We start from the raw sequence: 26,605 nt of genomic DNA on the forward strand, positions 1-26,605 counted from the left end.
TCACGCACAAGGCCCATTCCTAACTCACCAATTTATTAGCTCCCACCACACGCTAACTCTCTTGGAAATTAATGAGAAAGTACTATTCTTGTTTGATGCTTTCATTTTATAAAATTAAAAAAGGGCCTCTCTCCAAGCCTAGCAAATATACTAGACAAGGACGAGAGACCCGTGGTACCACCTTGATTAACTGCAAAAACAGTTCACTTAATCCATCCAACTTCCGAATGGGCGCCTTGTGTAACGATAAGGCCTAATCGCTGCAACCTACTAAGGAAATCCCGTTTGGCCGAGAGCTCAGAAGTCCATTCACATCATGTCCGCTACTGACTCACACCACCCGTCAGCTCTCTCAAAACTTTCATCATGCTACTTACTCTTCATCATAGCTGTCATTTTTTACTTGTATTTATCTTACATAACAATAATCTCAAAGTCAAGAAAATAATCCTCTTTTCAAAAAAAGTGCTTAAAAACGTAACTAATAAACAAATAAGCAAAAAGAACTATTAGCTGTCACCTATGAGAATTGTAACGAAACCATGACATTGTTTCTATTCGAATACATCCATATTATGACGATAACCAAAGATTTGCCAGATAGTTAAAGATGGTATCTGGCTTAATCATTGATGATAAAACATCTCATTCAAGCTACATCTAAATGACTAAAAAGAGCTTTTACTAAAGGACTATTCACTCATTTTCACCTATTTGTGAATATTTTCACGTGAAATACTGGACAAACTTTTTCTGATGGCTTATACTAACGGTGTAATCAAATAAAACAAAAGAATACGGCAAAGCAAGAAGTCAAATTTTTTTGGATTATCAGGGACGTTAAAAGTCTACTATGGACATTTTGAGTCCCGAACAAATATTAGGAGGTTCTGGAAAATGGCAATTAAAGAAAATGCGGCCCAAGAAGTATTAGAAGTTCAAAAAGTGATTGACAGATTAGCAGACAATGGACAAAAAGCATTGAAAGCATTTGAAAATTACGACCAAGAACAAGTAGACAATATCGTACATGCGATGGCGCTTGCCGGACTTGACCAACATATGCCCCTTGCAAAATTAGCAGTAGAAGAAACTGGACGTGGATTATACGAAGATAAATGTATTAAAAACATCTTCGCAACAGAATATATTTGGAACAACATTAAAAACAACAAAACAGTTGGTGTTATTAATGAAGATGAACAAACAGGCGTTATCGAAATTGCTGAACCAGTTGGTGTGGTTGCCGGAGTTACACCTGTAACAAACCCTACCTCCACTACTCTTTTCAAAGCAATTATCGCAATTAAAACTCGTAATCCAATCATCTTTGCTTTCCATCCAAGTGCACAACGTTGTTCATCTCAAGCAGCAAAAGTTGTTTATGATGCAGCAATCGCAGCTGGAGCACCAGAACATTGTATCCAATGGGTTGAAAAACCTTCATTAGAAGCAACAAAGCAATTAATGAACCACGATAAAGTTGCTTTAGTTCTTGCAACTGGTGGTGCTGGAATGGTTAAATCAGCATACTCTACTGGTAAACCTGCACTAGGTGTCGGCCCAGGTAACGTACCAGCTTACATTGACAAAACAGCTAAAATCAAACGTTCTGTAAATGACATTATTCTTTCTAAATCTTTTGACCAAGGGATGATTTGTGCTTCTGAACAAGCAGTTATCGTGGACAAAGAAGTTGCCAAAGAAGTAAAAGCAGAAATGGAAGCTAACAATTGTTACTTCGTTAAGGGCGCTGAATTCAAGAAATTAGAAAGCTATGTAATCAATCCTGAAAAAGGAACACTTAATCCAGATGTAGTTGGTAAATCCCCTGCATGGATTGCTAACCAAGCCGGTTTTAAAGTTCCAGAAGATACAAAAATTCTTGTTGCTGAAATTAAAGGTGTAGGCGACAAATACCCACTATCTCATGAAAAACTTAGCCCAGTTCTTGCATTTATCGAAGCAGCTAACCAAGCAGAAGCATTCGATCGTTGTGAAGAAATGCTCGTATACGGAGGCCTTGGACACTCTGCAGTTATTCATTCAACTGATAAAGAAGTTCAAAAAGCATTCGGTATTCGTATGAAAGCTTGCCGTATCATCGTAAACGCACCAAGCGCTCAAGGAGGTATCGGTGACATTTATAACGGCTTCATCCCTTCCCTAACGCTTGGTTGTGGATCCTATGGTAAAAACTCTGTATCACAAAATGTAAGTGCGACTAACTTGCTGAACGTTAAACGTATCGCGGATCGGAGAAATAATATGCAATGGTTCAAACTTCCACCAAAAATTTTCTTTGAAAAATACTCCACTCAATACCTTCAAAAAATGGAAGGAGTTGAACGTGTATTTATCGTAACTGACCCAGGAATGGTTCAATTCAAATATGTTGACGTTGTAATCGAACATTTGAAAAAACGTGGCAACGATGTATCTTACCAAGTATTTGCTGATGTTGAACCAGATCCATCTGATGTAACGGTTTATAAAGGTGCCGAACTAATGAAAGACTTCAAACCTGATACTATTATCGCACTCGGTGGTGGTTCAGCAATGGATGCAGCTAAAGGTATGTGGTTATTCTATGAACATCCAGAAGCTTCTTTCTTCGGACTAAAACAAAAATTCTTAGATATCCGTAAACGTACTTTCAAATATCCTAAACTTGGTGGAAAAGCGAAATTTGTTGCGATTCCAACAACAAGTGGTACTGGATCTGAAGTAACTCCTTTTGCGGTTATCACGGATAAAGAAAATAACATTAAATACCCACTTGCTGACTATGAACTAACTCCAGACGTTGCTATTGTCGATGCACAATACGTAACAACTGTTCCAGCACACATCACTGCTGACACTGGTATGGATGTTCTAACTCACGCCATTGAATCTTATGTTTCTGTAATGGCAAGTGATTATACTCGTGGTTTATCCATCCGTGCAATCGAACTTGTATTTGAAAACCTACGTGATTCCGTTCTTAAGGGTGATCCTGATGCACGTGAAAAAATGCATAATGCTTCTGCCCTAGCTGGTATGGCGTTTGCCAATGCGTTCCTTGGAATTAACCATAGTTTGGCACACAAAATCGGACCTGAATTCCACATCCCTCATGGTCGTGCGAATGCCATCCTTATGCCACACGTTATTCGTTATAACGCACTTAAACCTAAAAAACATGCGTTATTCCCAAGATATGAAAGCTTCCGTGCAGATGAAGATTACGCTCGTATCTCTCGTATTATCGGCTTCCCTGCTACAACTACAGAAGAAGGCGTTAAATCACTTGTAGATGAAATCATCAAACTTGGTAAAGATGTTGGTATCGACATGAGTCTTAAAGGGCAAAATGTGGCGAAAAAAGATTTAGATGCTGTTGTAGATACACTTGCAGATCGCGCATTCATGGACCAATGTACTACTGCCAACCCTAAACAACCACTTGTAAGCGAACTAAAAGAAATCTACCTAGAAGCTTACAAAGGTGTATGAAACTAGCTAACTTGTCCACTATTAATATATAAAGTTAGAAGAAAGCGCAAGTCCATCCCAGGGCTTGCGCTTTTGCATTAGAAATTAGTATAATAAAATTTGAATGGAGTTGGTTTTTAATGATTGAATCAGTACTTCCCTATCTTACATTTAATGGAGAAGCAGGTGATGCACTTGATTTCTATAAAAAAGTCTTTCAAGCTGAAATTACAAAGATACGCTATTTTCATGAAATAGAAGGCTTCTCTGGTGATAAAGCTTTAGGAGAACGCATTTTGCATGCAAGAATTACCAAAGATGCAAAAGACTTATTTTATTTTTCGGATACGTTAGATGGTGAAACAGATGCTGGCAACCGACTTTCCATTGTAGTAAACTTTGAAACCGAGGAAAGTTTTGTCCATGCTTTTGCACTACTTTCGAAAACCGGGACTATTGAAACACCTATTCAAGAAGCTTTTTGGAGTGCTAAGTATTGTAACGTCATTGATCATTACAGCATTGACTGGCACCTAAACTTTGAAAAGCAGACTACTACTAAAGTCTGACTTTTTCCCATTCTTTAGACGAATGTATTTAGTACTATTAATAAGTATAATTAATAACAGATAAATTAAAGGAGTGAGCTTATGAGTGAGACAGTTTTACAACTAGAACATGTCACAAAGAAAATTGGACAAAAAGCAATCGTCCAAGATATCAGCTTTGATATTCATAAAGGAGAAGTGTTTGGATTACTTGGCCCAAATGGTGCCGGGAAAACAACCATTATCCGATCTATTGTTGGCTTAATTCGTCGCACAGAAGGTACCGTTTTTATTAATGGTAAAAATGTGGATACCGATTTTAAAGAAGCTATTGCTGAAATTGGTGCCATTATTGAAAATCCAGAGTTTTACATGTACATGTCTGGATGGAATAATTTAAAACAATTCGCACGGATGAGTCAAAAACCAATTACAGATGAACATATTCGTGAAATCGTGGAGTTGGTTAAACTTACAGGTGCAATTGATCAAAAAGTAAAAACCTACTCACTTGGTATGCGACAACGTTTAGGTGTTGCACAAGCTTTAATTCATAGTCCCTCCCTACTTATCCTAGATGAACCGACTAACGGACTTGATCCTCAAGGAATGGCAGAATTTAGAAGTCTGATACGTGATTTAGCAAACAAGGGTACTTCTGTTTTAATTTCTAGCCACTTACTTAGCGAAATTCAACAAATCACAGATCGTTTCGCCATTATCAACAAAGGTGTGTTAACGCACATTGAGAAAATGAGTGACTTACTTGAAAATAATGTCGCTGTCTATAATCTTAAAGTAACAAATCCAGAAGCAACAAAAGCAGTCTTGCATAAATTACCAGTCAAAATCGTTGCTGAAAAAGCTAATTTATTCAAAATCGAAGTCGCGCAGGATGATATCCATTTAATTGCTCGTGCCTTGATTCAAGCAGATATTGATTTATTAGAAATGGTTCCGCTCCAAGCCTCTCTTGAAGAACGGTTCCTAGCATTAACTAAAAACGGAGGGGAAAAAGCATGATAGCATTAGTAAAAAATGAATTCATTAAATTATTTGCACGTAAATCAAGCTGGATTATGCAAATCGTATTATTCCTAGTAATTTTAGCTTTAGCAATTCTCATGTTTTTCGTCAGCCGTGTGGATACTACTGGTGTAGATAGCGCTAGTATGAATAACTTTGGTATCACTGCTTATTACGATACTAAAGGTAACCCAGTAAGCGAAGAAGCTTACTGGAACTCCGTTGATGCCGATGGAAATCCAACTTATAAAGCAGAAACACTTTCGCTAACAGATTCTGTGGCATACTTAAAAGCACAAGAAAAAGCAGCTAGTTCAAAAGCAGAAAAAGAAAATCTTCAAACACAAATTGATTATTATCAAACTTATGCCGATGCAGATGAACAACCTGTAACAAGTAATTTATCTGGAATTTCCAGTGCAAACTTCTTTGGTACGCTAGGTAGTTCAGCAGCTATTGCAACCATGCTAGTCGTTATTGTGGCAAGTATGATTGTTGCTACAGAGTTTTCTGCCGGAACGATTAAATTATTGCTAACACGCCCTTATTCGCGAAGTCAGATATTATTCTCTAAATATATTGTTTGTATTATCTACAGCGTTATTAGTTCGATTACACTGTTCTTAGCAAGTTTTATTTTTTCATTTATATTACCAAGACAATCGATTTTCATGCCGTTCTCCCCTGATACAGGATCGCTAACAGCTTGGGAACATGCTTGGACTATGTTAGGAACGAATTTCATATTGATGATTGTATACGCAACTATCGCGTTCTTCTTCTCTTCTGTTGTTCGTTCGCAGGCTCTGGCAGTCGGGGTTGGCGTCGGGATTTTATTCTCTGGCAGTATTATTCGCCAACTACTACCACTTGCCATCGAAAAATATGAATGGATGAAATGGATTATCTTCAACCTACTTAGTCTTAATGACACAGTTGGTGGTAATAAAATTGCCGGTAACTTAGCAGACTGGCAAATAATTGCCGGGCTCGGTGTTTATACTGCGATTATCCTATTCTTCACTTTCTTCCTATTTAAAAAACGAGATGTCGCATTAAGTTAAAATGAAAGTGGTTGTCCATTTGCGGACAACCACTTTTTTAATGGGTCATAATACGAATTTTAGCTTCGTTGTTCGTATCAATATGAACTTTCCCACCAATTGGAAACGTTGCAATTGGCTGGGTATGCCCAAAATCAGCGCCCGTGATAACCGGGATTTCTTGTAAAGCTGTTTTCGTTTTAATAATAAAGTTTAATTCCTCTTCGGTGACAGCTGATTGGTTTTGAAAACGCCCAATAACCAATCCTTTTATCTCATTTGCACCTGGTTGACTTAGAAGTGACTCTAAATCGCGGTCAAAAAGCGTTGCTGTTATTAGCTCATCATCTTCTAAAAATAGAATGGTGTCTTTTAAATTAGGCATAAATTCCGTTCCTTGCAATAAATTAAGCGTACATAGGTTGCCACCAATTAAAATCCCCTCTGCCTCACCTGGATGTACCACTGATAAGCCTGAATTTGGAATAAAGTTTCTATTTTGTTGGTCAAGATACCACGGATCATCACTCCATACTGGACTTTCTTTTAATACATACTCCTCTTTTTGTGTCAGGCAGGCCTGAAAAGATTCTTGGATAAATTCCACTCCTCGCTCCATTGAAAAAGTGGAAAAATGCGGACCTGAATAAGTAACTAGCTCCGTTTGAGTGTAAATTGCCGTTGCAAGCGCTGTGATGTCAGACAAACCACAAAGGATTTTCGGATTTTCTGCAATTAAATCATAATCCAAATAAGGTAATAATTGATTACTATTAAACCCACCAATAACGGTCAAAATCGCTTTTACATTTGTATCATTAAAGGCTTCGTGAATATCTGTAACACGTGAATGGATACTAGAACTCATCATACAATCCGTTTCTAGTACATGTTCTCCAAAACTCACTTTAAAACCCATTTCATTTAAACGTTTAACAGCTAAATCTACTTGTTCTTTAGTTAAAATATGCATTGACTGACTTGGTGCAACGATACGGATTTCATCACCTTGTTTTAATTTTGGTGCAATCATTTAGCTTCCTCCCTATTAATCGAATGGAATGGACAGGTAATTAGATGATCCTCAACAATACCAATCGCTTGTAGATATGAATAAATAATAACCGGACCAACAAATTTAAAGCCACGTTTTTTTAAATCTTTACTGATTGTTTCTGATAAGGCGTTACTTGCTGGGACTGATTCCAGATTTTGCCATTTATTCATAATTCGCTCGTTATCTGTAAAACCCCAAATATAATTGGCAAATGAACCAAATTCTGCTTGTACTTTTTGGGTAGCAAGTGCATTGGTGCGAACAGCCTTTACTTTTAAGCGATTTTTAACGATAGCTGCATCCGTCACAATACGAGTTAGTTGTTCATCCGTTAACTTGGCGCATTGATCAATATCAAAACCCAAAAAAGCTTCTTGATAGGCTTTTCTTTTATGTAAAATTAATTTCCAAGAAAGACCAGCTTGGGCTCCTTCTAGGTTGAGCATTTCAAATAAATAAGTATCATCTGTACTTGGGACACACCACTCTTTGTCGTGGTATTCCAGTTCAAATGGATCATTAATCGACCATGGGCAACGTAATTCTTCAGACAAATTAACTTCCTCCTATATCGATAAAATGTAATAAATACTAATGGAAATAGCAATAAAAAGGCCTATACAACTCCAAATTAGTCGCTGCTCTTTCCATTGACTAAAAGCAACGGCAATACTTAATGCTAAAAACAGAAAAAGTAGCCAATTAGGTACATCTGGCTTGTAGTTGCTCGCAAAGATCAGATAACCTAGAATCGCTGCAATTATTCCTGTGCTAATGAAACTAATTTTCTGATATCGCATTCCCTCACGCCCCTCACTACTCCATCATAAAACATATGTTCTCTTTTTGCAAGTGTCATTAAAAAAGAGGCGAATTTACTTTTCGCCTCTTTAACCTTTATTTTAATTTTCCACGTAATACCATTGGTAAAATTCCACCATGACGATAATAGTCAATTTCTACTTCTGAGTCAAACCTTGCCAGTGCTTTAAAAGCAAACTGGCTACCATCTTCTCGAGTAGCTGTTACTTGAATAATATCTTTAGGCGCTACATCTTCACCTATTTCTACTTGAAGACTTTCTGAACCAGTTAATCCAAGTGTTTCTGCATCCTCACCTGGTTGGAATTGAAGTGGTAAAACACCCATCATCACTAAGTTCGAACGATGAATCCGCTCATAACTTTTCGCGATAACTGTTTTTATACCAAGTAAGCTCGTTCCTTTAGCAGCCCAATCACGCGAGGAACCCATTCCATAATCATCCCCAGCAAGAATAGCTAAGCCGGTATTATTTTCGATGTATTTACGAGATGCATCATAAATCGACATGACTTCTCCAGATGGCCAGTAAGTTGTGTAACCACCTTCTGTTCCAGGAGCGATTTGATTTTTGATACGAATATTCGCGAATGTTCCACGCATCATTACGTCATGATGACCACGGCGTGAACCGTAAGAATTGAAATCACGAATAGCGACACCTTGCGCTTGGAGAAATTTCCCTGCTGGCGTATCTTTGCCAATTGCTCCAGCTGGGGAAATATGGTCTGTTGTAACAGAATCACCAAACTTACCGATAACTCGTAGCCCGGATAAAACTTCCACTCTGCCTGCTTCTTTTGCTAAATTATCAAAGAATGGCGGATTCGCAATATACGTAGAATTTTCATCCCATTTATAAAGGGCATCTTCCGTTGTTTCAATTGCATTCCAAGCAGCATTTTCGTCAAATACATGGGCATATTGTTCACGGAAAAGTTCTGGCGTAACCGTTTCTTGAACAAGTGCTTTTACTTCTTCTGAGCTAGGCCAAATATCATCTAAGAACACTTTCTCGCCATTATTTCCACGTCCGATTGGTTCAGTTAGCATATCAACGTTTGTTGTTCCAGCAAGCGCATAAGCAACAACAAGCGGTGGTGAAGCAAGGAAGTTTGCTTTTACAAGTGCATGAATTCTTCCTTCAAAGTTACGATTTCCACTTAAAACAGCAGAAACAAGTAAATCATTTTCTTGAATTGCTTCTTCAATTTCGTCTTTTAATGGTCCGGAATTACCAATACATGTTGTACAACCATAGCCAACTAAATCAAAACCAAGTTTTTCAAGATAAGGGAGTAAGCCAGCTTTTTCTAAATAACCAGTAACTACTTTAGAACCTGGAGCTAGAGATGTTTTTACAAATTTTGGTACTTCTAAGCCTTTTTCGACGGCCTTTTTAGCAACTAAACCGGCACTTAACATTACGTACGGATTAGAAGTATTCGTGCAACTTGTAATCGCCGCAATCGCAACAGAACCAGTCTTCATTGTTGACTTATCACCGTTACCAAAAGTTACGGTAACTTCTTTGTCTATACTTGATTTGTCTAGTCCAAATCCTTGGTTTCCGGCTTTGGCAGTAAGTGATTCACGGAACGTATCTTTCATTTTCGAAAGCGGAATCAAATCTTGTGGCCGTTTTGGTCCAGCTAGGTTTGGTTCAATCGTTGAAAGATCCATTTCGACTGTTTGTGTATAATTTGGTTCGACTTTTTCTGGTGTAAAGAATAAATCATTGGCTTCTAAATAAGCTTCCACTAATTCGATTTGTTCTGCATCACGACCAGTTAATTTTAAATAATTTAATGCTTCTTTATCTACTGGGAAAAATCCGCATGTTGCTCCGTATTCAGGTGCCATGTTCGCTACAGTTGCTCGGTCAGCAAGTGGTAATGTTGCAACACCCGGACCGTAAAATTCTACAAATTTACCAACTACTTTTTGTTCGCGTAAGACCTGTGTTACTTTTAACGCGAAATCAGTTGCTGTTGCTCCATTTGGTAATGCACCGGTTAATTTGACACCAATAACTTCAGGGATTGGGAAATAAGACGGTTGTCCGAGCATCCCTGCTTCTGCTTCGATACCACCGACACCCCAACCTAGCACACCGATACCATTAATCATTGTTGTATGGCTGTCAGTTCCAACGAGAGAATCAGGGAAAGCAATAAATTCGCCGTCCGCTACTTCATTCGCAATCACAACATTGGCTAAATATTCCAAGTTAACTTGATGGACGATACCAGTCGCTGGTGGGACTGCTCGGTAGTTATCAAATGCTTTTTGCGCCCAATTTAAAAATTGATAACGTTCCATATTTCGTTTGAACTCAAGATCCATATTAATTTTTAAAGCTTCTGGATTGGCATAGCTGTCGACTTGTACTGAATGATCGACTACTAAATCAACGGGGATTTCTGGATTAATCTTCTCAGGATCGCCACCGAGATCCGCCATCGCTTTTCGTAATGAGGCTAGATCAACGACCGCTGGAACTCCGGTGAAATCTTGCAAAATCACTCGAGCTGGTTTAAACGGAACTTCCCCGTCGTTACCATCTTTGGACCAATGTGCAAGGTCTTCAATATGAGTATCCTTAATCACTCTACCATCTGCTTGTCGTAGAACCGATTCTAGTAAAACACGAACAGAGTATGGTAATTTCTCAATGTTTGTAAGCTTGTCCTCTTCTAAGGTTTTAAGTTTGTAATAATGATACGTTTTGCCATTTAGCTTGAATGATGCTTTTGCTTTTTCTTTCCAATTAGTCATCCACGTTTCCTCCTTCAGTTCTTGAAACGATTGGTCTCTCTTACCTATTGTACTGAAAAACTAGCGATAAGTAAACAAAGAGAATCTGTTATATTTCGATAACTTTTTCTTATAACAAAAAAACGAATGACAACTTAATGTCATTCATCTTTATTTTATATTCCTAAATGCTTAAGTGCTTGTTCTAAGGAGCCAAATGAATCCAATTTGGAGATATTCGAACCTACTTGAATAGTCCGTTGAGCAAAACTCGGCTGCATGCCAGAAAGAATTGGTATCAAACCAATTAATTTAAAGGATTGAATCATATCTTCCATATGTTTCGTAGCTAAATCGTCTTTTAAAATCGCGCTAGAAAAATCAATCACAATCGTGTCGATATTTAATTTATCAGCAGACTCTATCGCTTTTTCTTTCATAAAATAACCACGATCATCATCTAATGTGCCAACAATTGGTAGTACTCCAACAGTAGCAGTAATTGGGATAATTCGCGTTGATAATTGAATGATTTCTTTGCGCTGTTCTGCTACTTTTTTACGGTTTTCTTGCATGAATCCCTCTAACACTCGTTGTTGAATCGAAGTTAATATGTCTTTTATTTCCATCATAAATTGAATAATATCTGTATCTGTATATAAGCTTTCATCCTGCTCTTTCCAAAAAACCAGTTTTGCAAGAATTAACTTATCGACTTCACTCATATGCTGGTGGATTTTTTTAATATCAGTTTTATCATTGAAACGTCTTCTGCCAATTGTATTAAAATCACGCTCTTTCGCACCAGTTATTGAATCTATAATCATGGCACATGAGTTCATACTTAATGAACGAATTGATTCCTCTTCTTCGCCAGCATTAAGCCTTAACTTATATTCATCGGTTTTCGTATAATACTCTTCATAAAAAGCTTCCATTAACTCTTCACGGTGTCTAATTAATATTTGACTAATTTGCATAATTTCTCCTTCTTATCTTGCAAAAATCAAAATATTATCTGCATTTAAATTTTCAATCATTTTATCGATTTGTTCTTCGGTTAAATCAAAATCCTCTAATAATTTTTTGACAGATTTATCATCTGTTTTAGAGAACCATTTGGCAAAAGGACCTGCTGCATATAAAGCACCATACTTCGGATTATATGCTTGCGGAATAACGATTGCGCCACTAAGTGATTGTAGTATTCCAGAAATAATGCCGAATGCTTCTTCGTTTACTGGACGTTCGATTTCGATGTTCTCTTTTTCAGCTAATGTTTCTAAATTTTTATTATGTTTCGATTTAGCTAAAACGGAGATATCCTCTTTCTCGTAGCCCTCACTTACTAACTTTTCGATGATTTCCTCTGCTGCGCCGACATTTTGAACTGCGAATACTTCCCATTTCTTCATTATTTTTCATCCCTTCCATTATCCAATTGTAAAATTTGTTTAATTTCTTCTGTGCTAAGTTTTCCTAGCATTTGTTCACCTGGTTGGATAAGTTCATCCACCAGGGCTTGTTTTTTCTTTTGTAAATCAAAAATTCGTTCTTCAATGGTACCTTTTGTAATCATCCGGAAAACTTGGACAACACGTTTTTGCCCAATTCGGTGAGCCCGTCCAGTTGCTTGTTCTTCTACAGCTGGATTCCACCATAAATCATATAAAATCACTGTGTCAGCACCAACTAGATTCAATCCTGTTCCTCCAGCTTTTAAAGAAATCAAGAAAATATCATTCTCCCCTCCATTAAAGGAGTTAACCATATCCAACCTCGTTTTCGCTGGTGTTTTCCCGTCCATATAGAAGAATGTTTGACCATCTTCTTCTAGTTTGCGGCGAATAATCGCGAGCATTCCTGTGAACTGAGAAAAAATCAAGATTCGTTTACCGTTTTCTCTTGCTGTCTGTATTGTATCAAATAACTGTAGTAGTTTACCAGATTCACCTTGATAATTTTCGACAAAAAGACTTGGATCACAGCAAATTTGGCGTAAACGGGTTAATCCTGCTAGCAATTTAATCCGTTCTTCAGAAGCATTGCCACTACTTTCTTCCAAATCAGCTTGAATTTTTTCTAAATAAGCCAAGTAAATCGTTTTTTGTTCATCGGTCAATTCAGAATAAAGATTCGTCTCAATTTTATCAGGTAACTCTTTTACTACATCTTGTTTAAGACGTCGCAGTAAAAATGGTCGAATCATTTTTGCAATATTTTCATACGGAATTTCTTTAAATTTTCGTAGCGATGGGAAAAACCCAGGCATTAATGTTTGAAAAATTGCCCAAAGTTCATCAATGCTATTTTCAAGCGGTGTCCCACTTAATGCAAAAACATGATTCCGTTTCAAAGCTCGAACGGCTTGCGACGCTTTCGTGTGATAGTTTTTGATGGCTTGTGATTCATCAATAATAACACTTGAAAAAGCAACATCCGAGAGATTCAAAATATCTTGACGAAGCGATGGATACGAAATTAAATAGACATGGCCACGCTTCATTTCCTTCATTTCAACCATGCGCGACTCTTTTGTTCCATGTAAAACGGAAACAGGGATCATTGGCGCAAATTTTTCAAGTTCGCTTTGCCAGTTGTATAGTAGAGAAGCTGGTGTAACGATTAATACTGGTTTTAAGTTCGGATTATCTTCTAATTCCGATGCTAGGAAACTAATGGTTTGAACTGTTTTCCCCAGTCCCATATCATCGGCTAAAATCCCGCCAAGATTGTATTTAGCAAGTGATTTCATCCATTCAAATCCTGTCAGTTGATAATCACGTAATTCCGTTTTTAATCCGCTTGGTAAATCAAAACTATCCTCAGATTGTGTAGTTATATCCGTTAATAATTCGCGAAATGATCGGCTGAATTTATGATGTTCATCTTGTGTTCCTGCTCCTAGAATGTCATAAATTTGCATCCCTCGATAAAGTGGAACTTGCATATTACTTTGGACATCTTTTTTACGAACTTCGAGCATCTGAAGAACGTCTTCCATTTGTTTATAGTTTTCTGATTCTAGTGATAAGAAACGACCATTTTTCAAACGATGATAGCTTCGTTTTTCGCGTAAAGATTCTAGGACATTTTGGACTTCTTCTTCAGGTATACCTTTAAAATCAAAGGTCACGGAAAGATAATCATTGTCGCCAGTAACATCTAATGTTGTTACAGGACGAACATTATCTTCCACCATTTCTTCCAGTCCATCTTCCATATATATTTCCGCAAACTCTGCAAGCTTAGGAATCGTCCGGTAATAAAACTGGTAGAGCTCCTTTTCTTGCTTGTTCACTACCATTTTTGTTCCAGAAAAATGAACAGGTGCGCTTTCTAAAATATTCATCACTCGTGCTTCTTTTTCAACATCTCGAATCATGATTTTTTCATTTTCTTCCTCTGTTGTAACAAATGGGTCGAATTGTTGATTGCCGTAATGATACTCTAGTCGCAAAGTATGTTCGCCGTACTCTAACGCGATAAAGAGTTTGCAGTCAAGTGGTTGTTGCGTAATACGTCCTTCAATCGAATCGTCTAATTTTAGTTTTCCGCTCTTTTGTAAAGCTGGTAAAACATAAGAAACGACTTCACTTAATTGCGACTCAGAAAATTGCACGACTTCATTTTTCGTTACTTTATGAAACTCCATCAGTGGTTTTAAAGATTCCCATACTTCATGTGTTGGAATAAAAAAAGTACCATCAAAAAATAGGAGTTGATATGCTTCCAAAAAGATTGCTTGCTGTAAATCTTCCATTTCCAATTGGTACTTATCATCAGAACTTTTTCTAAGTTCGAAGATGAAATCTAATTGCTCATGACGAACAGCTAGACCCCGATATTTAATATCTTCCACTCGATCTTTCATAATAATACACATCGTATCACGTTCAGACAAGAGTTCTAATAAGTCACTTGCCATACTTGGCGGAATCGTTAAGTTCTTTTCTTCTGCATAAGATTTATTCCAATAAAAAGTATCCGTATCATACATTTTCGCAATTTCACTGATTTGAAGAAGCTTTTCTAGAATTTTTTTATCCGCTTCTGTAAAATAATGTTCGTTTGGGTCATAAGCAAAATTTTTCGTAAATACGAGCCACTGCCGGTCACGAACTGCAGCAAGAAATATATTCATATTTTTCACGACATACGTTCGTTCTGTCCCAACCTTCACTTCGATCGTCATGATATAGCTAGAATCATCTGGCTTCAGACGAATAATATATTGCGTCAGAAGCGGTATTTTATTCGTGTTATCTTCTTCTACATCGAGTTGTTGCGCCATATTTTGTTGAAAAAGGGATAGAAGTGTATTGGATTCTTGCGTAAGAATTCGATTTTTAAAATCTTGTTTAGCTGCTTTTTGTTTTTGTTTTTCCATTTTTAAATGTGTCGCATAAATATGCTTGCAAATCGCATTCAGCTGAAAATCTGCACAACTACATGCATAATTTTCATTTCCAGCATCTTCCACTACATTTTGATCAATAAAATATGTTAGGAAATGACCTGTTGCATCCTTTTCGAAAAACTGAATAATTTCTCCGTCTTCCATCAGTTTTTTTCCGGCCTGCTTAACACTATATGGAATCATTTTATTTTGAATTGCGGTAAAGTGCTCCATTAACTTTCTTCCTCCCAAAAACCGTCCATTACTCTAAATTACTATTATATAGGAAAAGACGGGTGTCGGCAATGCAGGCGGTCTTTTAGCTATTAGCCGTAATAAATTTTGTGGTACTACCATGGTTTGTTGCGGTTACTTCAAGCCTTGCAGAAATTCGCTCTTTTAGCTCAGGAACATGTGAGATTATCCCAACTAGACGGCCATTTTCCTGAGTTTCGAGTAGACATTCCACTGCTACTTCAAGCGATTCTGGGTCGAGTGTTCCAAAACCTTCATCAATAAACATTGTCTCAAGTGAAATTCCTCCAGCCATTTCTTGTACCACTTCTGCTAGAGATAAAGCAAGTGCCAGTGAGGTTTTAAAGCTCTCTCCTCCCGAAAGTGTCTTCACATGGCGAGTTAATCCTGTATATTCATCAAAGACTTCTAATTCTAGCCCACTTTGGACATTTCCTTTAGCTTTTTCAATTTTTCGACGTAGCTCAAATCGCCCACTGGTCATTTTCGATAATCGATGGTTTGCTCGGTGAATAATCGTATCTAAAAACATGGCCAATATATACCGTTCAAAGGTTAGTCTACGTGGATTTTTGCCTCGTGCTACATCAGATAACAAACCGATATCTGCATAACTTGTTTCGGCTTGTTCTACTGTTTGAATACTTTTTTGATAATTTTCTACGAGTTCTTTACGTTTTGTTACTAGTTCACGTTGCCTCATTGTTTTTTCTTCTATTTCTGTTAATATTTGTTGTTTTTCTTTCATGAAAATTTCTAGTTGTTCGATATTTGGCTTTTGTTTATCTTTTAGTTTTACAGTTAAATCTGCTTGGCGAGATATTGCTAAATGCCGTTTTTTCTGGTACTCAGAAATTTGGGCCTCAAGACTTGTTAACTCCTCATCTGATAGTAAAGCATATTTATAATCTTCATAACTAGAAAAATGGTTCTCCTTCATCGCCACTTTAAAAATTTCTCGTTGCACTTGTAAAGCATTTTTCGCATCAGCTGTTGTTTTGATAGCAACAGTTAAAGTGGATTCTAATCTAGTAGTTTCTTTTTCTGCTTGTTGATAGGCTGCATCCACTCGCTCTTTTTTCTCTTTATAGTTTTGAATATTCGCTTGAAGCGTGTTTTTCTGTTGATCAAAAATAGCCTTATCTCGTATACTAGCTGGAATAGATTGTTCTAAATAAGTCAATTTCCCTGTCGTTAGTTGCACCTGTTGATGTAAGCTTTCCACTTGCCCTCCTAAATTATTTTTTTCTGATTCGGCTTCCGTTTGTTTGTTTTTTAATGTGGTCATTTTTGTTTGGATGGTTTCTTTTTGAGCTACTTTTAATTGTAATTCCTCGATTTGTTTCGTTAGCTCTTTTGTTGACTGCTGTTGTTCCGCCAAATGCTTTTCTACTTCTGCTAAACTTAAATCTTGAACATCCGCCCACTCGTTTAATTGCCATTCGAGTTGACTAATCGATTTTTCTGTAGCAGCAATTGTTAATTGTTTAGCTTGTAAATCTGCTTTTGCTGCTTCTAATTTTTCTGCATCAGCAGCCTCTTTCCAAGTCGCCAGTTCTGGATGCGTATGGGAACCACAGACAGGACAAGCTTCTCCGTCATGTAGATGTTCCGCAAAAATCGCAGCTTGTTCTTTTTCGAACTTTGCTTCTTCTTGTTTTATCATCGCCTCGATAGCTGCTTTTTCAGATAAAAGTTGCGTTAAAGTTTGTTCTGCTGTTTGCTTTTGTTTCTCCCAAGAAATCATTTTTGTTCGTTTATTTATCAATTCTTGATTTTTTTCCATCAGTGATTCGATGGTTGTTCGTTGGTTGATGGCTTCTAGGCTAGCTAATTCAGCTTTCGTTATTTCAGTCAACTGTGTTTCTGCTAAATGTAATTCTTCCAATAACGCTTGCTGATTCGTCATGACTTTTTGTAAAAGATCTGCTTGTTCTTTCCACGCTAATTCGGCACGACATTTTTGCACGGTAATTGTTTCCAGTTCGATAATTTTCGGTTCCATTTCTTCTAGTTGGAACAGATGTTGCTTGTTTTTTTCATATTCAGCTTCTTGTTCAGCAAGCATTTCTTTTTGCTTTTTAGCGTTTGCAAATTGTTCTGCTACTTTTTCAGCATCCTTGACAACTTGTTTTTCAGTCATTTCTGCTGTTTGTAATTGTTCTTTTAAACGAATACAAAGGACATCTTGTGAACGTAAATTACTCGCTCTTTTTGCTTTTTCAACGCGTTCTTCCATCGTTTTATAATACTCCATCGCTTGTTCGAGTGATGCTACTTCCTCTGAATATAAGTCTAAATTATGCCAATCAAGTAGCTGTTCTTTAGCTAACGTCACTTTTTCAACTGCTTTACTAGTTTCTTCTCGGATAACAAGTAATTCCCGTTCTAAATCGGATAAATGACCTTCTTCTTGGGCAATAAGCTTGGTTTGGAGTGTACTGATTTCGACGGTCGTCTTCCCAGCAACTTCTACACCCGGTGTGCTAAGTTCCGCAAGTTCGGCCACTTTTTTCCTGGCTTCTGTTACTAAAACTTCTGCTTCTTTTTGCTTTTCCCATAAAATATTTTCTACTTTTTCATAATAAAGCGTATGCGCAAGTCGTTGCAATATTACTTCTTTTTCTTTACTATCAGAAACAAGTAGTTCACGAAACTCACCTTGGGGAATCATCAAAATTTGTCTAAATTGATCGACATTTAATTGAATTAGCTCTTCCATTTTCGTATTAACATCTCGAACTGAACTTGCTAGTAATTTCATTTCATCGCCAATCAGTTCATATAATTCGGCTTTTTGAGGAGAAGTTGTCGTCCCGTTTCCGCGCTGTTTGGCAATTTCTTGCTGAGGAATACGGCTAATCTGATAAATATGCTCTTTCAGTCTAAAAATGAGCGTCACTTCTGTAAGTTCTTTATCCGTCGCAAAATGACTACGCATCGAGAAACTCTCTCTATCAAACGTATTTGCTTTTCCAAATATCGCAAAACTAATTGCATCAAAAATAGTTGATTTACCAGCACCCGTTTTTCCAGAAATGACAAAGATTTGCTCTGTTCCCAGTTTCTCAAAATCGATCACTTCTTTTTTAGCGTAAGCACCAAAAGCTTGCATTGTTAGTTTGATTGGTCTCATTCTGCCTCTTCCTTTCTCGCAAGCTCAAAAACTTCCGTTAATTTTTGTTTTTGCTCATTGGTTAATTCCGTCCCATTCGCATATTCAAAAAATTGACCAAATAGTTCTAGATCATCTTTTTTCATTACTTCTTCAAAATTAGCTTGTGATTCTTTTAATTGTTGTTTTTTTCGTTCTAAATGTAAAATATTCGGATAAAATTGACGTAATTTCCCCATAGGATCGATTAACGCACCTTCATCCATTAAATTCACTTGAAAGAAATCATCTGGTTTTTCAACCAAATTCTCTGTAAGTTCCGCCAAAGTTCCAGAAATTATTCGCATGTCATGTTTTGGTGTAAGCAAGCGCTCTTCCACATGAACTAGCGAATTGCCTTCGATTTCAACAATCCGCACACTCTTCTTATCATTCACTTCCGAAAAGGAATACTTGAGCGGAGAACCGCTATAAAAAATGGATGGGTGATTGATCGCATGTGGATGATGCAAGTGGCCAAGCGCTGTATAAGTAAAACCATCAAAACAATTTGTCGATACACGGTCCACGTTTCCAATTGCCAGTTGTCGTTCCGAGTCACTCGGTATCCCACCAGAAACAAAAGCATGTCCCACTAATATTTGCGCTTTGTTAGGATTCCATTTAGCCCGAATTTGCTTCGTTACAGCTTGCATAGCATCTTCAAAGCTTCGAATCGAATAATCTTTAAAAGCCTCTCTAATGATAGCTGGTTCATGGTAAGGAACAAGCCAAACTTCGGCATCCATAAAAGGAATCGCTTCAAAATCAGCGCTACATTTTCCTTTCATATAAAGTTTACTACTTTCATACCACTGCGTACCAAAGGACAATCGTTCTGCACTGTCGTGATTCCCGCTAATCGCAAAAATCGGGATACCTAGCTCCACATTCCATTTTACTAATATATCATTTAAGACTTTGACTGCATCAGCTGGTGGCACGGCACGATCGTATAAGTCCCCCGCCACAATTAGCGCATCCACTTTTTCTTCCTGTGCAATTTTCGTTATTTCGGCTAAAATAAATTCTTGTTCCGTAAGCATCGATACTCCGGAAACAATTTTCCCTAAATGTAAATCGGCTGTATGTAAAAATTTCATGATTATCCTCTTTTCTTTCTCCGCAAGATTATTTATTTTTAATGCAAAAGTTGTTATTTTTAAGTATACTAGATATAGTCTAAAAAAATAACTAGCAATACTGGGAGTGAAGAAGTTGTTTTATCATTTTGCAAAAAATCTCGTTCATTTTATTTTAATTATTATTGGTGGGCGATTTCAAGTACAAAATAAAGACAAAATTATTGAAGCACCTTATGTCGTCGTTTCCACGCATACGTCTTGGATTGAAATCTTATACCTTGGTTTCGCCTTGTCGCCAACGCCTGTCCATTATATGGCTAAGCAAGAGCTATTTAAAGGAAAAATGCTTAACTGGCTAATGACTCACTTAAACGCCTTTCCAGTAAATCGCGACAATCCGGGTCCAAGTGCCATTAAAGCACCTATCCGGATGTTGAAATCTGGTAAAGTAGTGGGAATTTTTCCTAGTGGTACAAGAAAAACGACAAATCTACATTTAAAGCGTGGTGCAGTAACCATTGCTCATAAAGCGAAAGTACCAATGCTTCCCGCTGTCTATGATGGTCCAAAAACATTTGGTGAAATCTTGAAGCGTAAAAAAATTATTATTCGCTTTGGTGATCCTGTCTTATTCAATGATACCGAACTTGACCAAAAAGAGCTACTAGAAGTTAAATCTCAAGAATTAATGGCCACTTTTGAACAATTACAAAATGAAATTAATCAAACGAAAAAGAAATAAAAAAAAGACAGCTTCCTCCGAAAAGGAAACTGTCTTTCTTTGTTATCAAGAAGCTGTATCTGTTGTAATACTTGAAGGGTTAAGCCCTGCTTCTTTTAATACGTTAGCAATTGCTTCATCTGCTTTAGCCATTGCTTCGTCTGCTTTTGTTGTATCGCGTCCGCTAGCTTTAAGCGCATCTGACTCTTGTTTGTATGCAATACTTAAGTCTTCTACAGCTGTTTTGAAATCATCTGTATATTTACCAAGATCAGGTGTTTTTTGACTAGCGAGTGTTTCAGAAACTTTTAATGCAGATTCACTTGCAGGTTTTGCAAGTGCTGCTAGTTCTGCTTCACCAGGTTTTGGATCTGCACCAACTGCTGCTACATATGCATTATAATCTGCATTATTTGTGTCAATTACATCTACTAAAGACATATAGTAATTTAGAACATCATCTTTCACATTGGTTGTTTCAGATTTCTTAGTATCTTCTTTTTTGTCTGAACTATTAGAACCAGAACAAGCCGCAAGCGACAAACCTAGTGCTAAAGTTAAAACTACTAATAACCATTTTTTCATGCTTTTGTCCTCCTTTTTTCAAGCCAAACTCGGAAGCCCTTTTTTAACTGGCCGCGTCAGTCTCGGATTTGCTTCACTCATCCGGCAAGTAACATTACTCACGATGTAACATTATTCATTATAAGCTATTCATACTGCATAATTCAAGCAGTTTTCGAAAATGCTTTCACTATTATTCATAGTCTGCACTAACTTCTACTTTACTAAGTTCTTTTTCTGTATTTTTATATTGGAAATACATCACAATTCGCCAGGGTACAATCATCGCAAATGCCATAATCCAGAACATTCCGGACAATTCCCCAACTTCTAAAGATCCACTAATCCAGTACTTAATAAAAATTCGAATAAGGAGTAATCCCATCAAAATAACTGGAAAAGCTTTTGTTCGTTTAATAAACACGTATTGATGACGAACTTCAAATTTCGTTGTCCAAATTAATATAATGGAAAATACAAGCCCCATCGCAATAGCCTCTAAAATATCTATCCACGATACACGGAAAAAAGGAATGACAAACATAAGCGCGCCTGTCGACATCATTATTGGTGGTATGATAATCCCTTTCACACTTGCTGGTCGTTTGGATGCTTTCATTCTAATCATAATAATTCCAGCTCCAAAAACAAGTGTAATAATAATTGAAATAACTAATGACACAACTAATTCCCCCTACTAATCTGCTATAACACTTCGCTTCTCATTATATTCCTTTTACCATGTGAAATAAACATCTCTGCTTACAGTGCTGCGTCTAAATCCATACCGCTATTTTGCAATTTGTACATGGAATGATAAACTCCTTGTTCGGCAATTAATGTTTCGTGTGTACCACGTTCAATAATTCGCCCTTTGGATAAAACTAAAATTAAGTCGGCATCCTTAATTGTCGAAAGTCGATGCGCAATCGCAATCGTCGTCCGTCCTTCTCTCATTCGTTTTAATCCTGTTTGAATTAAGCTTTCGGTCTCTGTATCAATGTTTGCAGTTGCCTCGTCTAACACAAGAATTTGCGGATTAGTAACTACCGTTCTCGCAAAAGAAATCAGTTGTCTTTGCCCACTAGAAAACGATGCACCCCGCTCAATAACTTTATGATTATACTGATCTGATAACGTTTGAATAAATCCTTCCGCCTGAACAAATTTTGCAGCGTCTACAATTTGTTCGTTTGAAATAGTTTTGTCATATAAACGAATGTTCGTATTAATATCTCCATAAAACATAAAACTATCTTGTAAAACAAGCCCTGTCTTCTTCCGTAATTCGGCAATTTGGTGTGACTTAATCGATTTTCCATCAATTAAAATATCGCCACGTTCAAATTCATAAAAACGCATCATTAAGTTAATAATCGAACTCTTACCACTTCCAGTATGGCCAACAAGCGCAACAGTTTGACCTGGCTCTGCAGTAAAGCTAATGTTTTTAAGGACATCACGACCACCTTCATAAGCAAAAGAAACATCTTTAAATTCAATTTTCGCCCGTGTGATTTTCGCTTCTGGATCGTTTAATTGAGCTGGAACTTCTTCTGTTTCATCCATAATACGAAATACGCGTGAGGCTGCTGTAATTGCTTCTTGATACATCGCCAGTCGTTCCATCACATTATATATCGCTTCAAGAAAACGATCAAAATAACTAATAAAAGCATAAATCGTTCCAATTGCCACAGGACCAATTAGTGATTCTGCACCAAAGAAACTAAGAATAATAACAACCGCTAACGCATAGATTAAATCGATTGCAGGACCTAGAAGTAACGCGTTAAATTTGATGTTCTTCATTCCTACATCGTAATAATCTTTATTAATTTTTTCAAATTCTTTTACTAATCGACGCTCTTGATTGAACTGTTGTACAATCGACATCCCAGAAATAGATTCTGCGATTTTGGCGTTTAATTGGCTTAATTTTTCTCGTCTCGCCCGGTAAAATTTAGAACTATATTTTCGGTAAACAAAAATGATAAAGACAATTAAAGGAAACAGCAGCAAACTATACAGCGCAAGTTGCACGTTTAGTGCGAACATTGCTGCATAAATACCCACAAGCATAAACAAACTTTGAATGGCTGTCGAAAGAACATTAATAAACATGTCTTTCACTGCCTCCGTGTCATTAGTCACCCGAGAAACAATACTCCCAGCTGGCGTTTTATCAAAGTAACGCATCCCTAATGAATGTAATTTGGAAAAAATATCAATCCGCATTTGTTGCACGATTTCAAGAGCAATTTTTTGGAAGTAAAGTAGTTGAAAATACCACACAACCGATTTGCCTATTGTAAGACCCAAATATCCTGCTCCAAGAATGAGCAATGCCTGTATTTCAATGTTCATAGGTGTTAAATAATCATCTAAAAATATCTTTATCAAAATCGGAGCAAACACATCTGCAAGCGTGACAAGAAGAACGAGTACGCCAGTCCAAATCAAACTTGGAATATGGTATTTTGTATAACTAAGCATCCGTTTTAATACTTCGCGATGTTCTTTCCCCGACATCACTAACATTTCATCTTGCTCATTTACTTCTTCCATCTGTCACGCCCCCTTCCTCGATTGATTCTTCTAGTTGTTGTTCACGGAACATTTCCGCATACCAACCATCTAGCGTCATTAACTCCTTATGTGTTCCACGTTCAACGACCTTCCCTTTATCAATCACGATAATCAAGTTCGCATGTTCCACTGAGCTAAGTCGATGAGCGCTGATAATAGTCGTTTTATCCGAACGATTTTCTTTTAAATTGGTTAGAATTTGTTCTTCGGTTTTAGCATCTACTGCTGAAAGCGCATCATCTAATACAAGTAATTCAGGATTCATAATAAGCGCCCTAGCAATTGCTAGTCTTTGCTTTTGTCCACCTGAAAGTGAAACTCCACGTTCGCCGACAATCGTGTCATAGCCATGTTCAAAGCCAAGAATATCTTCATCAACGGATACAAGGTGAGCTATTTGAGTCACTTCTTCTTGCGGTGCTTCTGGTTTGCCGAAACGAATGTTATCACGAACAGTTGTTGAAAATAGGAATTGATCTTGTGGTACATAACCTATTGCTTCTCGTAGTGCACGAACGGTATAATCTTGAATCTTTGTATCAGCAAAAGCTATTTCCCCTGCGTACGTATCATATTCACGCATTAACAGTTTTAATAGTGAGGTTTTCCCAGCGCCTGTTCGCCCGACAATACCAAGCGTTTCTCCTGCTTTTAGTTCAAATGCAATATCCGCGAGAACGGGCTCTGTTTCATCTGGATACGTAAATTCCTTTATTGCTACTTGCAAATTACCATCTGGAACGGTATCCACTGCGCCAGCATGGTCCAAAACATCTTCCCTTTCTTCTAGTAAATGCTGCACCCGATCATACGATGCATTTCCACGTTGAATAATATTGTATAAAAAACCAAATGCTAGCATCGGCCAAATAAGTAAGAATAAATAGTTCGAAAAAGCAATCACTTGTCCGATAGTAAGCTCCCCATCGACAACAAATTTTGCACCAAATCCGAGTGATAACACAAAAGATATTCCTACAATAATTGAAATCATCGGATCAAACATTGCATCCACTTTTGCTACAGAAATATTTTTTTGGACGACTTCTTTTGTTTGTTTGGCAAAATCTTGAATATCTTCTTTTTCTTGCCCGAATGTCCGAGTCACTTTTATTCCAGAAATACTTTCCTGTGTTTTATCATTCAACATCGAGAAAGCAGCCTGGGCGCCGTGGAACCGGTCGTGTAGTTTTTTTCCTAGAATGGAACTTCCAAGAACCATAAACGGCATTGGTAATAATGCAATCAACGTTAGCCGCCAATCAATCGTTATCGCCATTGTCGCAATAACTGTCCCTCCAGTTAAAACCGAATCTGAAAGTGTCAACACCCCAATTCCAGCCACTTGTTGAATTGCCGTAATATCATTCGTTGCATGCGCCATTAAATCTCCTGTTCGATATCTTTGAAAGAAAAACGGCGACATTTTTGTAAAATGTTCAAATAATCGTAAACGAAGCGTTCGTTGTAATTTATTATCAGAACCAAAAATGAGCATTCTCCAAACATATCGCCCACCATATGCAAGTACAGCTGCCACAACTAGAATAAGCATCCACTTTATCAATTTCTCTTTTGTCAGTGAGTCATTCGTTACCGCATCTACTGTATAACCAATTATTTGTGGTGGAACTAACTGCAAGAGTGCTATTGTAAATAGGATTGCAACCCCAAATGCATAAGATTTCCAATTTTCTTTAAAAAACCAGCTTAATGCTTTAAATATCTTCAAACCCCTTTTCCCTCCCTTTTTCCCTTAAAATTGGACAAATAAAAATAATGGACCCATTTCTGCCCATTATTACCCGAAAAAATATATTTATTTGTCACCACTCTGAATAAATAAAACCAACTTAAAGGAGAGCTTCCTTGCTTGTGAAATGGTCCGGTGAAATAAATGCTATTTTATCGCGCAATAATGCCTTGTTTGAAATCATCATATAATTATTCATCGTCCATTCCTCCTTTGTTTTATTATGCAACGTTATTAGTTTAACCGATTTTTTTTGAAAGCGCAACAAATAATTGCTAATTGTTTAAAAATTATTTTTATTGAGGCATTTATTAATGGTTGGATTGTAAGCTATTTTTAATTTTTTTCACAAGCAGAAGGAATAGAAAAAAGAAGGCTAACATAACTGCTACCATTAATATACTCTCAATTGGCATCCCCCATTTATGAAGTTTTATTTTTTCTAGCACCAAAATAATAGAGGGAAAATGATAAGATGATTAAAGAGAAAACGCCCCATCCTTTTGGTAAAATTTCTATGATGATGATTAGATAAGTCCATAGTAATACAACAGAAATAACGCAGATTAATTCGATTGCTGCTTTCCAGTTCAACTAAAATCACTCCTTATCTGTCCCTGATATCCATATTAGGTAGCCACGAAAAAATGGCTACCTATACAGATGATATAAAAGTAATAATGAAAATCTTGAAGACATTTTTTATCCTATAAGTTCTACTATTCTTCCATGATCCAAACTTGATTCTCTACCGCCTTTTCATAAAGCTCCACTTCTTCTGTTTTTCTTACTTCTTTACTTGAATCAATATCTTTTGTTTTTTCGTCAAACGAAATAGTTGAATTGGCACCCGCTACTAGAAGACTCCCGTTATCTTGTCTGTAGGCGGTAAAAATATAGATGTTCCCAACTTTCGGTAGTTGATCCTCTTCAAAAACATCATATGCGGAACCATCTTCACGTATCCCACCTTGTTTTTCGATTGGAATACTGTCAGCCAAATTAAGCTCATTTTTCAAGTTAGTAATTACCTCTATTTGGTAGTGTGTGTAAGCTTCTCCTATATAGATTACTTCGCCATTTTCTTGTTCCATTGGGGTTTTATTTTTATAAGTCGTGCCCGTTTCACTTGCTACTTTACCTACAAAAACATAATCAGCATCTCCAACGACTTCATTTGGATTATCAATATCTAATGTATAGTCAGAATAAATGGCGTATGTTGGAATTTCTTTGTTTAGAGTTGCACTTTTCTTATTATATGTATCGAAAGCTAGAAAACAAGTCATGATGAAGATAGTCGTTGTAACAGCAATGATTGCGATTGTTTTCTTTTTCATTTTCTATACCCCTTC

General features: G+C 37.0%; 20 protein-coding genes and 2 other annotated features (1 of these 22 running past the window's edge). Of the genes, 5 read left to right on the forward strand and 15 right to left on the reverse strand.

The window, feature by feature from the left end:
• Nucleotides 1-105: a binding site (T-box leader), on the reverse strand (it extends 121 nt beyond the left edge of the window).
• A gap of 48 nt (nt 106-153) precedes the next feature.
• Nucleotides 154-396: a binding site (T-box leader), on the reverse strand.
• A 501-nt stretch (nt 397-897) separates the two neighbouring features.
• From lap to CKV67_RS08235, 4 genes are all read left to right on the forward strand, one after another.
• Nucleotides 898-3,498, forward strand: a complete 2,601-nt coding sequence (lap, locus tag CKV67_RS08220) for an adhesion-mediating acetaldehyde/alcohol dehydrogenase LAP (protein WP_025279970.1) — start codon at nt 898-900, stop codon at nt 3,496-3,498.
• 119 nt (nt 3,499-3,617) lie between these two features.
• The gene (locus CKV67_RS08225) at nt 3,618-4,046 is read left to right on the forward strand and encodes a VOC family protein (protein ID WP_014092991.1); all 429 of its coding nucleotides are present in this window, start codon (nt 3,618-3,620) and stop codon (nt 4,044-4,046) included.
• An 81-nt stretch (nt 4,047-4,127) separates the two neighbouring features.
• Nucleotides 4,128-5,048 (forward strand): ABC transporter ATP-binding protein, encoded by a 921-nt coding sequence (locus tag CKV67_RS08230; RefSeq protein WP_014092992.1) that lies wholly within the window; start codon nt 4,128-4,130, stop codon nt 5,046-5,048.
• On the forward strand, nt 5,045-6,115 hold the full coding sequence (locus tag CKV67_RS08235; protein ID WP_014092993.1) for a DUF2705 family protein: 1,071 nt from the start codon (nt 5,045-5,047) through the stop codon (nt 6,113-6,115). Before CKV67_RS08230 ends, CKV67_RS08235 begins: the two co-directional genes overlap by 4 nt.
• 37 nt (nt 6,116-6,152) lie before the next feature.
• Here the strand turns inward: CKV67_RS08235 and CKV67_RS08240 are convergent, their stop codons facing one another.
• The 9 genes from CKV67_RS08240 to CKV67_RS08280 form a co-directional block, all read right to left on the reverse strand.
• Complete coding sequence (locus tag CKV67_RS08240; RefSeq protein WP_025279971.1) at nt 6,153-7,127, reverse strand: S66 family peptidase; 975 nt, start codon at nt 7,125-7,127, stop codon at nt 6,153-6,155.
• The gene (locus CKV67_RS08245) at nt 7,124-7,705 is read right to left on the reverse strand and encodes a DNA-3-methyladenine glycosylase I (RefSeq protein WP_014092995.1); all 582 of its coding nucleotides are present in this window, start codon (nt 7,703-7,705) and stop codon (nt 7,124-7,126) included. The genes CKV67_RS08240 and CKV67_RS08245 overlap by 4 nt, the downstream gene beginning before the upstream one ends.
• A gap of 12 nt (nt 7,706-7,717) precedes the next feature.
• A complete protein-coding gene (locus CKV67_RS08250; RefSeq protein WP_014092996.1) occupies nt 7,718-7,951 on the reverse strand; it encodes a hypothetical protein in 234 nt (77 codons plus the stop codon).
• A 97-nt stretch (nt 7,952-8,048) separates the two neighbouring features.
• Nucleotides 8,049-10,751, reverse strand: coding sequence for an aconitate hydratase AcnA (gene acnA, locus CKV67_RS08255; RefSeq protein WP_014092997.1), 2,703 nt, complete (start codon nt 10,749-10,751; stop codon nt 8,049-8,051).
• Between the two features lie 155 nt (nt 10,752-10,906).
• On the reverse strand, nt 10,907-11,710 hold the full coding sequence (locus CKV67_RS08260) for an STAS domain-containing protein (protein ID WP_014092998.1): 804 nt from the start codon (nt 11,708-11,710) through the stop codon (nt 10,907-10,909).
• A gap of 12 nt (nt 11,711-11,722) precedes the next feature.
• Nucleotides 11,723-12,145: a general stress protein gene (locus CKV67_RS08265; protein WP_014092999.1), complete on the reverse strand. Its 423-nt coding sequence runs from the start codon at nt 12,143-12,145 to the stop codon at nt 11,723-11,725.
• On the reverse strand, nt 12,145-15,363 hold the full coding sequence (locus tag CKV67_RS08270; RefSeq protein WP_025279972.1) for a DEAD/DEAH box helicase: 3,219 nt from the start codon (nt 15,361-15,363) through the stop codon (nt 12,145-12,147). The genes CKV67_RS08265 and CKV67_RS08270 overlap by 1 nt, the downstream gene beginning before the upstream one ends.
• An 85-nt stretch (nt 15,364-15,448) precedes the next feature.
• Nucleotides 15,449-18,520, reverse strand: a complete 3,072-nt coding sequence (locus CKV67_RS08275; RefSeq protein ID WP_014093001.1) for an SbcC/MukB-like Walker B domain-containing protein — start codon at nt 18,518-18,520, stop codon at nt 15,449-15,451.
• Nucleotides 18,517-19,641, reverse strand: coding sequence for an exonuclease SbcCD subunit D (locus CKV67_RS08280; protein WP_025279973.1), 1,125 nt, complete (start codon nt 19,639-19,641; stop codon nt 18,517-18,519). The genes CKV67_RS08275 and CKV67_RS08280 overlap by 4 nt, the downstream gene beginning before the upstream one ends.
• Before the next feature lie 115 nt (nt 19,642-19,756).
• Here CKV67_RS08280 and CKV67_RS08285 point away from each other — a divergent pair, with 115 nt between their 5' ends.
• Nucleotides 19,757-20,365, forward strand: coding sequence for a lysophospholipid acyltransferase family protein (locus CKV67_RS08285; protein WP_003719945.1), 609 nt, complete (start codon nt 19,757-19,759; stop codon nt 20,363-20,365).
• A gap of 45 nt (nt 20,366-20,410) precedes the next feature.
• Here the strand turns inward: CKV67_RS08285 and CKV67_RS08290 are convergent, their stop codons facing one another.
• From CKV67_RS08290 to CKV67_RS08315, 6 genes are all read right to left on the reverse strand, one after another.
• Nucleotides 20,411-20,929, reverse strand: a complete 519-nt coding sequence (locus CKV67_RS08290) for a hypothetical protein (RefSeq protein WP_014093003.1) — start codon at nt 20,927-20,929, stop codon at nt 20,411-20,413.
• A gap of 172 nt (nt 20,930-21,101) precedes the next feature.
• Nucleotides 21,102-21,590, reverse strand: a complete 489-nt coding sequence (locus CKV67_RS08295; protein WP_014093004.1) for a CcdC family protein — start codon at nt 21,588-21,590, stop codon at nt 21,102-21,104.
• Between the two features lie 80 nt (nt 21,591-21,670).
• A complete protein-coding gene (locus CKV67_RS08300; RefSeq protein ID WP_014093005.1) occupies nt 21,671-23,476 on the reverse strand; it encodes an ABC transporter ATP-binding protein in 1,806 nt (601 codons plus the stop codon).
• Complete coding sequence (locus CKV67_RS08305; RefSeq protein ID WP_014093006.1) at nt 23,460-25,229, reverse strand: ABC transporter ATP-binding protein; 1,770 nt, start codon at nt 25,227-25,229, stop codon at nt 23,460-23,462. Before CKV67_RS08305 ends, CKV67_RS08300 begins: the two co-directional genes overlap by 17 nt.
• Nucleotides 25,230-25,673: 444 nt before the next feature.
• Nucleotides 25,674-25,844: a hypothetical protein gene (locus tag CKV67_RS14675; protein ID WP_095075142.1), complete on the reverse strand. Its 171-nt coding sequence runs from the start codon at nt 25,842-25,844 to the stop codon at nt 25,674-25,676.
• Between the two features lie 125 nt (nt 25,845-25,969).
• Nucleotides 25,970-26,590, reverse strand: coding sequence for a hypothetical protein (locus CKV67_RS08315; protein WP_014093007.1), 621 nt, complete (start codon nt 26,588-26,590; stop codon nt 25,970-25,972).
• Between the last annotated feature and the right edge of the window lie 15 nt (nt 26,591-26,605).

Origin of the sequence: Listeria ivanovii subsp. ivanovii (genome assembly GCF_900187025.1) — a bacterium.
Taxonomy (GTDB): Bacteria; Bacillota; Bacilli; order Lactobacillales; family Listeriaceae; genus Listeria; species Listeria ivanovii.

Coding starts and splice junctions, on each gene's coding strand:
- lap (WP_025279970.1), top strand. CDS start 898: ATGGCAATTAAAGAAAATGCGGCCCAAGAAGTATTAGAAGTTCAAAAA.
- CKV67_RS08225 (WP_014092991.1), top strand. CDS start 3,618: ATGATTGAATCAGTACTTCCCTATCTTACATTTAATGGAGAAGCAGGT.
- CKV67_RS08230 (WP_014092992.1), top strand. CDS start 4,128: ATGAGTGAGACAGTTTTACAACTAGAACATGTCACAAAGAAAATTGGA.
- CKV67_RS08235 (WP_014092993.1), top strand. CDS start 5,045: ATGATAGCATTAGTAAAAAATGAATTCATTAAATTATTTGCACGTAAA.
- CKV67_RS08240 (WP_025279971.1), bottom strand. CDS start 7,127: ATGATTGCACCAAAATTAAAACAAGGTGATGAAATCCGTATCGTTGCA.
- CKV67_RS08250 (WP_014092996.1), bottom strand. CDS start 7,951: ATGCGATATCAGAAAATTAGTTTCATTAGCACAGGAATAATTGCAGCG.
- acnA (WP_014092997.1), bottom strand. CDS start 10,751: ATGACTAATTGGAAAGAAAAAGCAAAAGCATCATTCAAGCTAAATGGC.
- CKV67_RS08260 (WP_014092998.1), bottom strand. CDS start 11,710: ATGCAAATTAGTCAAATATTAATTAGACACCGTGAAGAGTTAATGGAA.
- CKV67_RS08265 (WP_014092999.1), bottom strand. CDS start 12,145: ATGAAGAAATGGGAAGTATTCGCAGTTCAAAATGTCGGCGCAGCAGAG.
- CKV67_RS08270 (WP_025279972.1), bottom strand. CDS start 15,363: ATGGAGCACTTTACCGCAATTCAAAATAAAATGATTCCATATAGTGTT.
- CKV67_RS08275 (WP_014093001.1), bottom strand. CDS start 18,520: ATGAGACCAATCAAACTAACAATGCAAGCTTTTGGTGCTTACGCTAAA.
- CKV67_RS08280 (WP_025279973.1), bottom strand. CDS start 19,641: ATGAAATTTTTACATACAGCCGATTTACATTTAGGGAAAATTGTTTCC.
- CKV67_RS08290 (WP_014093003.1), bottom strand. CDS start 20,929: ATGAAAAAATGGTTATTAGTAGTTTTAACTTTAGCACTAGGTTTGTCG.
- CKV67_RS08300 (WP_014093005.1), bottom strand. CDS start 23,476: ATGGAAGAAGTAAATGAGCAAGATGAAATGTTAGTGATGTCGGGGAAA.
- CKV67_RS08315 (WP_014093007.1), bottom strand. CDS start 26,590: ATGAAAAAGAAAACAATCGCAATCATTGCTGTTACAACGACTATCTTC.